Genomic DNA, 12970 nt, shown 5'->3' with positions numbered 1-12970 from the left:
CTGAACCGCCAAGCGCGATTAACCAAGTCTTCGGTTCGGCGAACATGCTATGTCCCACGACGCTACCTTTTCGATCCGTGCCAGTAACGCTGACGCCGTACCCCATAGCTTCAATCGCGCACACTCTTCACTGTTTGCCGTCCTAACTCCGCTGAACTCGTGCCAGACGTGGTCGAATTCATTTGAAGGCTTGCTCCCGCATTCGCGCCAAAGTTTTTCACAAAGTGCGGGTACGCCAATCTGCTCGGCGATGAATAGCTCGCCGCCTTCAAATCGCGCGGACATCCGGGCAACTTCCTCATCCGTCAATTCGCCGTCCAGTAACAGCTCACCCCATGCCTTGAAGTTGCCAGCATCGCGGTAGAGGTACTCAAAGATGCTGTGTTTCATCCTATTGCCTTGCGGTTATCTATGAACGCTTCATTACGGTGACGGCTAATGAAAGCCGGATCGGGGATGAAACGATCAGGCATCGTGATCACGCCCCCCTCAAGTGGCAGGAAGACAGTGCGAATGAACTGGTCGTTGCGCCGCTTTAACTCATCAGACACGATCACCTTGAGATCGTCACTGAGTGTGATTAGCCCTTGATCAAAAGCGCGATCATGAATAGCCGACAAGCACAGACCATTACTCGGATTTAGCCGATTCTGCTTGTCCTTACTCCACGGCACAATGTGGCTGGCAATTAGCAAGCGTGGCTCAGCAACGCCCGACATGCAGCAGCGCCCACCGTAGCTACTCAACACAGCACGGCGAAAGAAGTGCTGCTTGATGCGCTGTTCCATCACAACCGTACGCGTTTCGCCAGTAAAGTCTTCCGACGTGAATAGCTCATCGGCTTCATCCATAGTCGGCGAAGGATCAAGATCGCGCCTAAGCATTTCACACTCAATGGCAAGCCCCTCCCAGTCGGCGTGAAACTCCACCCAGACCTCACGATCTAGATTGGATGCACCAGCCAAACCCTTGCGTCCAGTCGAAGTAATGGCGGGATCGAGGCTGGCGAAATTGACCAGTTTCATCGCGACGGCAGAAGGCGTGCGGCCAATCAGTGTGGCAAGGCGTATGACTTCTGGGTTGGTTTTGTGCAATTTGCCAAATGGCAATTGGCAGTACAAATGAAATGCCAACTTCAGCTGTGCTTTTGTCCAGTTCTTTGAGGTCGCCATGCTGTTCAGTGCCTTGGAGCGATTAACCGGTACCTTCCCTGCTCTTTGTATTCAGGGCCCTCAGTTTGACAGTAGTTTCAAGCAGGGGACGCTGAAGAAGGTTGAGTACCGGTTGGCGTTTACTTGCTCGGCACTCGGCGCACCTCATGATTCGTCTCTGAGCAAACGCCCCCACAGCACCGCCGATTCAACAATCTCCAATCCGGTAATCGGCGCCAGCGTCAGCAAGTCCGCGTCTCCACTGACGAGATAGTCTGCACCTGCAGCCAGCGCCGTATGGATGAACTTGTCGTCATCCACATCACGGCTGTGGGTCTGCGCGGTAATGGCAGGAAACGCGCTCAAATCCACCCAGTCGGCAATCGCGCCAAAGTCGTGTAACAGCGCCTTGCGCGTTTCCATGCTCAGGTAGCGATCAAACTTGGGTCGCCAGATGCGGGTTTCGAACTCGGCAAAGGTGTCGGCCGAGAACACGATGGTGCCGTTGGCCACAAACCAGCGCACGACTTGGGCTGGTGGCGTGTTGGCCGATAGCGCCGCGCTGATCAGCACATTGGTGTCGATAACGGCGCGCTTAGCTTTCATCGGCAAGCAGTTCGGCCAGCTTGGCGTCGGTCAGGCCTTGTTCCTGGGCGCGGGCGGCACTTTGGTCCAATGTGTGGCGCAGGCGGTCGGCATAGAAGGCGCGCATGGCCTCGTAATCGGCGGCGGATACCATGACGCCCACCACCCTGTCGCGGCGCATCACGCGCACGGGTTCGCGTTGCGCTAGGTCGATGAATTCGCCAAAACGGGTCTTGGCTTCGTTGGCGGTAAATGTCTGCATCGCGGGCTCCCAGTGGTGATCGTTGGCGATAGTTGACACTGAACAGTCTGATCGAATCGAACGATTCGTTCAATTCGATCAAGTACTTCTCCGATCTACGGTGTCATGCTGTGCCGCCGCCCAGCAGACAAGCAACCCTAAGCAATTGATTCTGTTACCATTGCGCCCCTTCCGAACCTATACATCGCGCATCCATGAGCCTGTTGCCCCATCAGCTTGAACTGCTTAGCCCCGCCAAGAACATCGAGATTGGTCGCGAGGCGATTCTGCATGGGGCGGATGCGGTGTATATCGGTGGGCCGTCGTTCGGGGCGCGGCACAATGCGAGCAATACGGTCAGCGAAATTGCCGAGCTGGTGAAGTTTGCGCATCGCTACCATGCGCGCATCTTTGTGACGCTCAACACCATCCTCCACGATGCCGAGCTGGAACCGGCGCGCAAGCTGATCCATGAGTTTTACGATGCCGGCGTGGATGCGCTGATCGTGCAGGACATGGGCATCATGGAGCTTGATATTCCGCCCATCCAGCTGCATGCGAGTACGCAGTGCGATATCCGTACGCCGGAGAAGGCGCGTTTTCTGGCGGAATCGGGCTTTTCGCAGGTGGTGCTGGCGCGCGAACTCACGCTCGACAAGATCCGCGCCGTGCATCAAGCCTTGCCGGCCGACACCACGCTGGAATTCTTTGTCCACGGTGCGCTGTGCGTGGCGTATTCGGGCCAGTGCTTCATCAGCCATGCCGATACCGGCCGCAGCGCCAACCGTGGCGATTGCTCGCAAGCCTGCCGTTTGCCTTACACGCTCACCGACAACAAGGGCGGCGTGGTGGCCTTCGACAAGCACCTGCTGTCGATGAAGGACAACGACCAGAGCGCAAACATGCTGGCGCTGGTCGAAGCCGGCGTGCGCAGTTTCAAGATTGAAGGCCGCTACAAGGAAATGGGTTATGTGAAGAACATCACGGCCCATTACCGCCTGCTGCTCGACGAGATTCTGGAGCAGCGCCCCGATCTGGCGCGCGCTGCCAGCGGGCGGACGGAAATTTTCTTCCAGCCCGATGTGGACAAGACCTTCCACCGCGGCCACACCGATTACTTTGTGAACGGCCGCGAAGACGGCGATATCGGCGCGTTTGACTCTCCCAAGTTTGTGGGTGTGCCGCTGGGCACGGTGACGCGCATCGGGCCGGACTGGTTCGAGGTGGAAACGACCGAGAGCATGGCCAACGGCGACGGCCTCAACTACATGCACAAGCGCGAGGTGGTTGGCCTGCAAGCCAACACGGTGAAGGCGCTGGGCGAGGGCCGCTGGCAGGTATTCCCCAATGAGCGCATTGGCGAGCTGGCCGGACTCAAAGTGGGTGTGGGCGTGAACCGCAACCGCGATCACAGCTGGGAGCAGGCGCTGAACCGCGCCTCCGCCGAGCGCCGCGTGGGGCTGTGGCTCAAGCTGACGGATGCACCGCAAGGTTTGGCGCTGACGCTGACCGATGAAGACGGCATCAGCGTTACCGAAGCGCTCGAACTCACGCTCGAACCGGCGCAAAACGTGGATAAGGCACTAGCCGGCCTGCGCGATAACCTCGGCAAGCTGGGCAACACCATGTTCCATGCGAACGAGGTGTTGATTGCGACGTCGCAACCGTGGTTCGTCCCCGCATCGGCTATCAACGGTTTGCGTCGCAGCGCGGTGGAGAGACTCGAACAGGCACGCATTGCGGCCTGGCAGCGCCCTGAGCGCAAGGCCGAAACCGTGCCGCCCGTGGCTTACCCGGAGACCTCGCTGAGCTATCTGGCCAATGTGTACAACGATGCCGCGCGGCAGTTTTACACCCGCCACGGCGTGCAATTGATTGAAGCGGCTTACGAGGCGCACGAAGAGCCGGGCGAAGTCAGCCTGATGATCACCAAGCACTGCCTGCGCTTCAGCTACAACCTGTGCCCCAAGCAGGCCAAGGGTGTGAAGGGCGTGCAGGGCCAGGTGCGCGCCGAGCCAATGACGCTGAAGACCGGCAACGAAACCTACACGCTGCGCTTTGATTGCAAACCCTGCGAGATGCATGTGGTGGGGGCGATGAAGAAGCACATCTTCAACGCACCACCACCCTCGACCGTGCCAGTGTCCCCGATCACTTTCTTCAAGCAGCGCCCAGGCATATAGGTAGCCTGGCGCCGCCTTTCTTAAGGGCAGGCCGGCCATACCGTCGACGCCTGCGGCCGCAGGCTGTACGCCGTTTGTCGCGACTCGCGACTACAATCTAAACCATCAGCCACCACCACGCGCGCAAGGCCGGCCGGCCAAGGCGCGATTTGCTCATCGTCCATGGATTTCTTTACCGAAGACCAACGCCTGAACGAGCTCGAATCGCGCTCGGGTAGTGGCAATCTCGCCATTGCCCAACGCGTCGAACTCGCGTGGGCTTTACGCCAGCGCGATGGGCAAAGGGCACGCCAACTGGCCGATGAGCTCAGTGCCGAGGTGGCGGTAGCGAGCCTGGAATCCGCACGACTGGATCTGGTGCTGGCCGAGGTGGCCGCATTGGCCGCCGAATTTGACAGTGCCGCCCATCATCTCGCCGAAGCCCGTCGCGTTTACGAACAACTGGGTGATGCGACAGGGCTGGGAGACGCCTACCTGCTGGCGACCCTGCTGCACACCTTGCAGGGTGATGTTGCCGCCAGCTTCAGCAGCGTCAATCTCGCCGCCAAGGCGTACCGGCTTGCCGAGGACCCGATCCGCCTGGCGCTGGCAGTGGCCTGGACGGCCTATATCAGCGTGCATGCTGCACCGGAGCAAGCCAACCAGCGGCTTGGCGAAGCGCGTGAGGTGAACCCCGAAAACGGCGTTGCCGCCACACTGATCATCGATCTGACCGAGGCCCAGTTATTGTTCGTGGCAGGCCGCGAACTACAGGCGGCCAACCTGCTGATGGCGCTCATAGAAACGGCCGAGCGCCATGGCATGGCCTACTTCCGTCTGCGCATCAGTATCTCGCTGGCGGCCGCATCAGCCAATGTTGAGGACTATGACGGCGCCAGCGCCTGGGGCGAGCAGGCACTGGCCTTCGCGCGGCGCTCAGGCTGGCCCCTGGCCATTGGTGATGCGCTGGCCCTCCTGGGCGGCATTGCCCGCGAGTTCGGCGATGCAGAACGGGCGCTGAGCCTGCTGGAAGAAGCAACACGCTGGCTGGCGGTGGCGCCGCAATTCCGCGGCAACGCTGTCGCTCAGGGCTATCTGGCGAATGCGGAGCTGGCCTGCGGCCATATCGAACGCGCAGAACGCTCGGCGGCCAAAGCGATTGCGTTGGGCGAGGCGGTTTCTGCCTGGAGTGCCGTGTTTGACGGTCAGATTGCGCAAGCGCGCGTGCTGGCCAAACAGGGGCGGCACCCAGAGGCCCGAGCCATGGCCAAAGCCGCACTGGACACGGCCAGTCAGCGCAACCTGAACGCCTGGATTCCCGAGGCCTGGCGAGCCATTGCTGATGTCAGCGGCGACCCGCAGGCCTCTCTCGATGCCCTGCAGCACGCACTGGATGCGGCACGGGCTACCCATGATTACCGGGCAGAGCTGGGGCTGTTGAGCGCCATGTCGCAGGCCGCGGAAAAGGCCGGCGACCTGCCCCGTGCCCTGAGCCTGGCAAGGGCCGTGGGCCAGGTCACCGTGGCATCGGAACAGCAACGTCAGAAAAACCGGATCGCCGCACTCGAAATGCATTACCGCACCGAGCTGCAGCAACAGGCCGCCGCCCATCAACAGCAGCTGGTCGAGATGGAAGCCTTGCGTGCCAAGGAGCTCCAGACCTCGATGCAGGTGCTGGAAAATCTCGGCCGCATCGGCCGCGAGATCACCGCCAGTCTTGATCTCGGCAGCGTGCTGCACACGCTGGTGGCGCATCTGGGCAAGCTCACGCCGGCCAACTATGTGGGGCTGCTGGTACTCGACGAAAGTGGCGAAATGCTCATCCGCCGCGCCGTGGAAGAGGGCCGCCCCTTGCCAGAGCGCCGCGTGGCAGTGAGCGACCCCAACTCCAATGCCGCGCGCTGCGCGCGGGAGCGGCGTGAAATCGTGATCACGAGCACGCCGGGCAAGACCTCCGCCTCCCATATCCCCGGCACGCGGGAAATGCGCACCGCCTGGTTCGGCCCCATGGTGGTCAACAATGAGCTGGTGGGCGTGTTGTCGATCCAGTCCACACAGGAAAATGCCTACGGCGCGCGCGAACAGCTGATTTTCCGTACTCTGACGGCCTATGTGGCGGTAGCCGTGGTCAATGCCCGCTCCTACACCCGCCTGCGCGAGCAGCATGCACGCCTGCAGGACGTGGAAGCCGAGATGCGCAAGCTCGCGACCACCGATGCGCTGACCGGCATTCCCAACCGTCGCCACTTTCTGGCCGCACTGACAGCCGAGGTCCAGCGCAGTCGCCGCAATGGCAGACCGCTCGCGGTGGTGATGGCAGATATCGATCACTTCAAACGCATCAATGATCGCCACGGCCACCCCGCCGGTGACATGGTGCTGGTGCAGATTGCCCGCGTGCTGGATCTCAACCGGCGTGGCAGCGATATCGTCGGGCGGCTGGGTGGGGAGGAGTTTGCCCTGCTCCTGCCGGAGACCGATACCCATCAAGCCGCCGAAGTGGCCGACCGGATGCGTCAGCGCATTGAACAGGAAACGATGGTCTGGGAAGAGAAGCCGCTCAAGGTCACCATGAGTTTTGGCTGCGCCGAACTCCCCAGCGAACTCAGTGATGGCAGCCTGAGCGAAGCCGCCAGCATTGAAGCGGTGCTGCAAGCCGCTGACGAAGCGCTGTACGAAGCCAAACGCGCCGGGCGCAATCTGGTCGCGATGCTGGATCATGGCCGGTGCAGCCTGTTTACCCAGGCACCCCGCAGCGGCGACACCGTCACCGCCCCTTAGCCCCGACATTGCCGGACACCCCACCATGCAGCATCTCCAAGCCCGCGAACTGGCCAATTGGCTCGCCGACCCGACCCGCACCCCACCCCTGCTGCTTGATGTACGCGAGCCTTGGGAGTTCGCGCTCTGCCATATCGACGGTGCCGAGAACCGGCCCATGCAGGGTATTCCCGCCAACGTAGGCGAACTCGACCCCGAGCGGCCTACCGTGCTGATCTGCCACCATGGCATGCGCAGCTATCAAGCAGGTGTATTCCTGGAGCGCGCAGGTTTTGATGAGGTGTTCAACCTCACTGGCGGCGTGGCGGCTTGGGCGGATGAGGTGGATCCGCAGATGGCGCGCTACTGATCCGCATGCGCTACGCGCTGCTTGCGCTCGTTCTCCTGCTGGCGGCGTGTTCGGCCGCCCCGGCGCCGGCGGAAGTCCGCGCGGGCTGGCGCAGCTCCGAGGCGCAACTGCTGGACCGCCATGGCACCGTGATCCAGCAAAGCCGTATCGATACAAACCAGCGGCGGCTCGCCTGGACGCCGCTCGATGCCATCAGCCCGGAACTGCGCGCTGCCGTCATTGCGGCCGAAGACCGGCGTTTCTATACCCATCACGGCGTGGACTGGACTGCGCTGGCGACGGCCCTGCGCGACACCCTGGGTGGCGATCCGCGTGGCGGCAGCACGCTGAGCATGCAGCTCGGCAGCCTGCTTGAGCCCGGCGACCGGCCATCGGGCATGCGCTCCCCTTGGCAGAAGCTGGCGCAGATGGTGACGGCACTTGGGCTCGAACGGCGCTGGCGCAAGCACGAGATCATCGAGGCCTATCTGAATCTTGCGCCTTGGCGCGGTGAGCTGGTGGGCATAGACGCCGCGAGCCGGATTCTGTTCGGCAAGTCACCGGCGCGGCTTGATCGCAACGAAAGCCTGCTGCTGGCCAGCTTGCTGCGCGCCCCCAATGCCAGCGCCGAACGCGTGGCCGGGCGCGCCTGTGCCTTGGGTCGCCAACTGGGCTGGCTCCGTGATTGCGTCACCGTGCGTGCCCTGGCCTTGGCCCGCTTGCACGGGCCGGGACAGACTGTTGATGCTCCCAGACTCGCGCCCGAGCTGATCGCCCAGCTCGCGCCTGCTGCCGGTGCGCGCGTGCTCACCACGCTGGATGGCCGGCTACAGGCGGCCGTGCGTCAGCAGCTGACCCTGCAGCTTGCGCAGCTGGCAGGCCGCAATGTGCGCGATGGTGCGGCGGTGATCATCGACAACGCCAGCGGCGATATCCTCGCCTGGGTCGGGAATCCCGGCGCGGGGAGTGGTGCGGCTTTTGTGGATGGCGTGATCGCCCCCCGGCAGGCTGGCTCCACGCTCAAACCCCTTTTGTACGCACTGGCCATCGAGCAAGGCCTGCTCACTGCGGCCTCTCCGCTGGCCGATACTCCCGTGGCACTGACCACCAGTGCTGGCCAGTACGTGCCGCAGAACTATGATCGCCGTTTCCGCGGCCCGGTGAGCGTGCGCACTGCGCTGGCCGCCTCGCTCAATATCCCGGCTGTGCGAGCGCAGATGCTGGTCGGGCTGGAACCCTTCCACCAGCGCCTGAACGATCTGGGCCTGAGCCTGCCACTGCCGGCCGCCCACTATGGACACGGGCTGGCACTGGGCAGCGCCGAAGTCCGCCTGATCGATCTCGCCAATGCTTACCGGGCGCTCGCCAACGCGGGTCGATTGAGACCATGGCGCCTGACACCCACTACCCCCTCGGCGCCGGGTCAGACCCTTATCTCGCCTGCGGCCAGCTGGATCATTGCCGATATCCTCGCCGATCCGCTGGCCCGCGCCAGCGGCTTCGGTCTGGATAGCCCGCTGGCAACCGCGCGTTGGGCTGCGGTGAAGACCGGTACCAGCAAGGATATGCGTGACAACTGGGCGATCGGCTTCAACGGCCGCTATACGGTTGGCGTATGGGTAGGCAATGCGGATGGCGAGGCGATGTGGGATGTTTCCGGGGTCAGCGGAGCCGCGCCCGCCTGGCGCGCCATCATGGATCTGCTACCCGGTACGGACGCACCGGCGATGCCCGCCGATGTAGTCCGGCAGGCCATCCACTTCATGCCGGCCATCGAGGCACCACGCACCGAGTATTTCGTGGCCGGCACCCAGCGCAACCGGATAGAACTCGGCAAAGGATGGGCTGGTCCGAGCATCCTGTACCCGTCCGACGGCATGATTTTGGCCCTGGACCCGGATATATCTGCAGGACGACAGCAATTATGGTTGCGTGCAAGCGACGCAGACGGTCTAATCTGGCAGATGAACGGTGAGAAACTGGGGCAAGCTCGCGCCAGTACCGCATGGCCGTTACGTAGCGGGCGACATACGCTGGCATTGCTGGATGCCCGCGGCGCGGTACGGGACACTGTGCGTTTCGAGGTTCGCGGCCAGACTGGCCGGCGGTGACAGGCTTATCCGGGGCCGTTCATCGTATACATGTCGGCCACCACCGTCCCTGTGGCAAGCCGACTAAAATCAGCCCGACCGGATCGGGAATGTACGTATACCGAGGTTTGGATCGTGGTGTTTTCTTTCTTCAAGAAAAAGGATGCAGAGGCAGATCTGCCCATGCCGCCGACGCCGCGGCTGGTCAAGCCCAAGCCTATTGCGCCGGCCACCGGTGAAGGTCCCGAAACGGCACCGCCGGCCGCCGTTGCTGCAACTGATGACGAACCGGTCAAGCGCGAAGACCTGCCCGCACTCGACTTCACCACCATCGGCCCGAGCACGCTGTCGGCCCCCCAGATCGAAGTCGCCGAATCCTCGGATGTGCTCTCCCCTGCCATGGAGCAGGCCGCGATCGCGTTTGCCAACGATCAGATCGACGATGCAATTGCCATCCTCGCCGCCGATATTCAGGACGCACATGGTCGCCATGCGCTGGATACCTGGTTGATGCTGTTCGACCTGTACCAGATGCGTAACCGCCATGCCGAGTTCGATGAGCTGGCACTGCAATTCGTGGTTGCGTTCGAGCGCAGCGCGCCGGTATGGCGCGATGTCGACGCCGACAAGAAACCCGCTCCCGCGCCGGCAGCCAAGGCTGGCGGCCCTTATTTCCTGTTTCCAAGCAAGCTCGCCGCCAGCGATATCGAAGCGTCGCTCGATCAGCTGGAAAAGCATCTGGCCGCCGGCGTAGCCGTTCGTGTGGATTTTGGCCGTATCGAGGAGCTGGATTCGGGCTCTGCCCAGGCCATCGTGGCGCGCTGGGCCAAGTTCAAGAAGAAAAAAGCCAAGTTCCAGCCCAGCGGCGGCCCCGCGCTGGCCGAGAAACTCAAGGCACGCATCGAAGTGATGCGCCGCGTCGATGACGAAGCGCCGTTCTGGCTGTTGTTGCTGGAAATCTACCAACTGCTGGGTCTGCACGATGATTTCGAGAACACGGCGGTGGATTACGCCGTGACCTACGAGGTCTCGCCACCCTCCTGGGATGCCAATGCCAAGACCAAAACGGTGGCCGAGGTCGCTGCCGAGGAAGCCAAGCTGCGCGCAGAGGCGCCGCCGGCCGAGCTGGTGCAGGATGCCTATCGCTTTGAGGGTGTGATTGTTTCGGCCACCGAGGCGACCTTCGCGCCCCTGTTCGCCTATGCCGACAAGCACAACGAGGTGCGCGTCGACTTCTCCCATGTGCCCCGCGTCGATTTTGTCAGTGCCGGGATGCTGATGAATACCGTGGTTGCCCTGACGGCGCAGTCCAAACAGGTCACGCTGGTGGGCGCCAACGAACTCATCGTGGCGCTGTTCCGCATCATGGGTATCAATGAAGTTGCCAGTATCGTGCGCCGGAAGTAGTACGGCACCTCAAGCCAAGTGATTGTTTTCAGTACAGAAAGGGGTGGCAACTTGCCACCCCTTTTGTATTTCATCGCGCCACGCCGTAGTTCACGCCGCATTTGCTACACGTTGTCGCTTGGTACGCGCAGCTTTACCTGCACTGGATCAAGATGCAGTCATCGAAACCGCACACACATCCAGGAGCCACACCATGCAAACCCAAACCAACGAACTGTACTTCCGCGCCGCTACCGCTGTAGGCGTTGTCTTCACCGTGCTGGCCAGCATCCACGGTCTTGCCACCCTGTCGCACAACAATATCGAACGCAGCCTGGCACAGCAGCATCAGCACGCAACCGTGCAGACCGCCGCCCAGCAGAGCCAGCAACACAACGCCTGATCTGCCGACGATCCTGGCTCAATCCGCCTGCGGATAGGCATGCGCCTCGAAGTGCTGCTCCATCGCAAACAGTGCACCCAGCCCTAGCGGGGGCTGCAATACGATCAGCGCAGCAATGAGGATGCCCCAAGGTCGGGCCGGCGGATGCCGCCACACAGCGCGGCGCGCGCGCCACAGCAAAGACAGCGCTGCCGCCAGCGGCACTGGGGCAGCCCAGACCAGCAGGCTTAGCCCCAGCAAGGCAGGTTCGTCGAGACTGAACCACCAGATGGCGTAAACGGCCGCCAGCAGACCCATGGGCATGCCGGCCAGCCAGGCCGCCCGCCGGAGTCGCCAGCGCAGACGCGCCTGCCACGATGGCTGGATGCCCAGGGCACGCTGATTGAAGCTGAAGCCCAGTAGCAAGCCCAGCAAGGCCGGCGTCAGTGGCCAGATCAGCAGACAAAACAGCAAGAGCAGCAGCGCGGTCATGATCAGGCCTCGTTATCCTGGCCACCCAGCGCGTACCAGTCGATACGCCGTGTCAGCACCATCACCAGCGTCAGCAGGGCGAACAGCAGCACCGCGCCCAGCAGCAGCGCAATATCCTCGGCGCGCAGCAGCACATAGAGCAAAGCGAACAGGCCGCTGAGCAGGGCCGCAAAGCCGATGCCCCGCGCGCGGCTACCCAGCGCATGGGTCGCATAGAACCCGTTCTGCAATACACAGGCCGCGGCGGCCAGCACATAGGCCGGTGCAAACTGCCACTGCTCGGCAAACGACAGCAGCAATAGGAAGAACACCGCCAGCGACACGCCCACCAAGCCGTACTGCACAGGGTGGATGCTGACGCGCTTGAGGACCTCGGTCAGCAAAAAGGTGGCGAAGGTCAGCAGCACGAACAGGAAGCCGTACTTCACCGCACGATCCGATTGCAGGTACACATCCACTGGCTCGACCAGCCGCACGCCCAGACTGGCAGCACGCATGGCCGTACATTCGCGCGTGCCGGCACATTGCTCGAACAGCTCATTGAGGTTGCTGGCAAACCAGCTTGTACGCCAGCGCGCCTGGAAACCCTGTTCGCTGATCTGCCGGCTCTCGGGGAGGAAATTGCCCACAAAGCCCGGATGTGGCCAAGGCGATTGCAGACTGACTTCGGTATCACGGCCCAGTGGCAGCACGTGGAAACCATCCATGCCATCGAGCGTCAGCCGGAAGCTGAAGGGCACTGTCCGCGCCGCCCCCTCGTAGGCCGGCAAGCGTGCATGCACGCCTTTGCCGAGCGCAGCCAGTTGCGCGCCCGGCGCAAATGCTGCGGTTGCGCCGCCCCATTGCAACATGGGGCTGGTGCGGATGCCGCGCACATCTTCAATCCCCACGCTCAGATACGGCTGGCCCCAGGCATACACCCCATCGGCCGCCAGGCCGGCGCGCTCGGGCAAGATGAACTGACCGGTCAGGTTCAGCTCGTTCACATAGCGCTGGGTGTGGTAGATGCCGCGTTGCAGCGTTTCGGTACGCATGCGGCCGGCAATCGCCAGTTTGTCGGGCAGGATGCGGATCTGGCCATCGCGCCACACGGTGCGCTTGGTGCCGGCTTTCTCATCGACGACCTCCGTGAACTGCTGCCGGTAGGGCAGCACCCATACCGGCCCGGCCAGTGTCTGGCTGCTGGCGCTGCCCGTGGCAATGCTGCCGAGCGCTTCCTGCCGATAGGCCTGCCGCTCTTCAATCAGGCCGCGCACCATGCCCAGCGGGATCAGCAGCAGTAAGGCCAGCACGGCCAGGGTAACGAGCTTCCATTTTGCAGACATTGTTGACTCCCTGTTGTGGTTACGGGAGCCAGTCTGCAAGCCGTGTG

At 62.5% G+C, this 12970-nt stretch carries 12 protein-coding genes; 6 read left to right on the top strand and 6 right to left on the bottom strand.

Annotated elements, in window-relative coordinates; genetic code table 11:
- Positions 1–18: 18 nt before the first annotated feature.
- The 4 genes from O9X62_RS05620 to O9X62_RS05605 form a co-directional block, all read right to left on the bottom strand.
- Entirely contained in the window at positions 19–390 is a 372-nt protein-coding gene (locus O9X62_RS05620) for a hypothetical protein (RefSeq protein ID WP_269531785.1), read from the bottom strand.
- Positions 387–1172, bottom strand: a complete 786-nt coding sequence (locus O9X62_RS05615) for an HNH endonuclease (protein ID WP_269531784.1) — start codon at positions 1170–1172, stop codon at positions 387–389. Before O9X62_RS05615 ends, O9X62_RS05620 begins: the two co-directional genes overlap by 4 nt.
- A gap of 144 nt (positions 1173–1316) precedes the next feature.
- Positions 1317–1757 carry a putative toxin-antitoxin system toxin component, PIN family gene (locus O9X62_RS05610; protein ID WP_269531783.1) on the bottom strand — a complete coding sequence of 147 codons (441 nt, stop codon included), beginning with the start codon at positions 1755–1757 and terminating at the stop codon, positions 1317–1319.
- Positions 1747–1998 (bottom strand): type II toxin-antitoxin system prevent-host-death family antitoxin, encoded by a 252-nt coding sequence (locus O9X62_RS05605; protein ID WP_269531782.1) that lies wholly within the window; start codon positions 1996–1998, stop codon positions 1747–1749. The genes O9X62_RS05610 and O9X62_RS05605 overlap by 11 nt, the downstream gene beginning before the upstream one ends.
- Before the next feature lie 194 nt (positions 1999–2192).
- Between O9X62_RS05605 and O9X62_RS05600 the strand changes: the two genes are divergently transcribed.
- The 6 genes from O9X62_RS05600 (at position 2193) to O9X62_RS05575 (ending at position 11127) form a co-directional block, all read left to right on the top strand.
- A complete protein-coding gene (locus O9X62_RS05600) occupies positions 2193–4160 on the top strand; it encodes a U32 family peptidase (RefSeq protein ID WP_269531781.1) in 1968 nt (655 codons plus the stop codon).
- A 162-nt stretch (positions 4161–4322) separates the two neighbouring features.
- Entirely contained in the window at positions 4323–6920 is a 2598-nt protein-coding gene (locus tag O9X62_RS05595) for a diguanylate cyclase (protein WP_269531780.1), read from the top strand.
- 25 nt (positions 6921–6945) lie between these two features.
- On the top strand, positions 6946–7269 hold the full coding sequence (locus O9X62_RS05590) for a rhodanese-like domain-containing protein (RefSeq protein WP_269531779.1): 324 nt from the start codon (positions 6946–6948) through the stop codon (positions 7267–7269).
- 5 nt (positions 7270–7274) lie between these two features.
- On the top strand, positions 7275–9359 hold the full coding sequence (gene pbpC / locus O9X62_RS05585; RefSeq protein WP_269531778.1) for a penicillin-binding protein 1C: 2085 nt from the start codon (positions 7275–7277) through the stop codon (positions 9357–9359).
- Between the two features lie 114 nt (positions 9360–9473).
- Positions 9474–10745, top strand: a complete 1272-nt coding sequence (locus O9X62_RS05580) for an STAS domain-containing protein (protein ID WP_269531777.1) — start codon at positions 9474–9476, stop codon at positions 10743–10745.
- Positions 10746–10938: 193 nt separating this feature from the next.
- Complete coding sequence (locus O9X62_RS05575; RefSeq protein WP_269531776.1) at positions 10939–11127, top strand: hypothetical protein; 189 nt, start codon at positions 10939–10941, stop codon at positions 11125–11127.
- 18 nt (positions 11128–11145) lie between these two features.
- Here the strand turns inward: O9X62_RS05575 and O9X62_RS05570 are convergent, their stop codons facing one another.
- Together O9X62_RS05570 and creD are read right to left on the bottom strand one after the other, a co-directional pair.
- Positions 11146–11598, bottom strand: coding sequence for a hypothetical protein (locus tag O9X62_RS05570; protein WP_269531775.1), 453 nt, complete (start codon positions 11596–11598; stop codon positions 11146–11148).
- Positions 11599–11600: 2 nt separating this feature from the next.
- Complete coding sequence (creD, locus tag O9X62_RS05565) at positions 11601–12923, bottom strand: cell envelope integrity protein CreD (RefSeq protein WP_269531774.1); 1323 nt, start codon at positions 12921–12923, stop codon at positions 11601–11603.
- Between the last annotated feature and the right edge of the window lie 47 nt (positions 12924–12970).

The organism is Chitinimonas sp. BJYL2, from assembly GCF_027257935.1.
In the GTDB taxonomy this organism is placed as follows: Bacteria; Pseudomonadota; Gammaproteobacteria; order Burkholderiales; family Chitinimonadaceae; genus Chitinimonas.
This window is presented reverse-complemented; position numbering and strand designations above follow the sequence as displayed.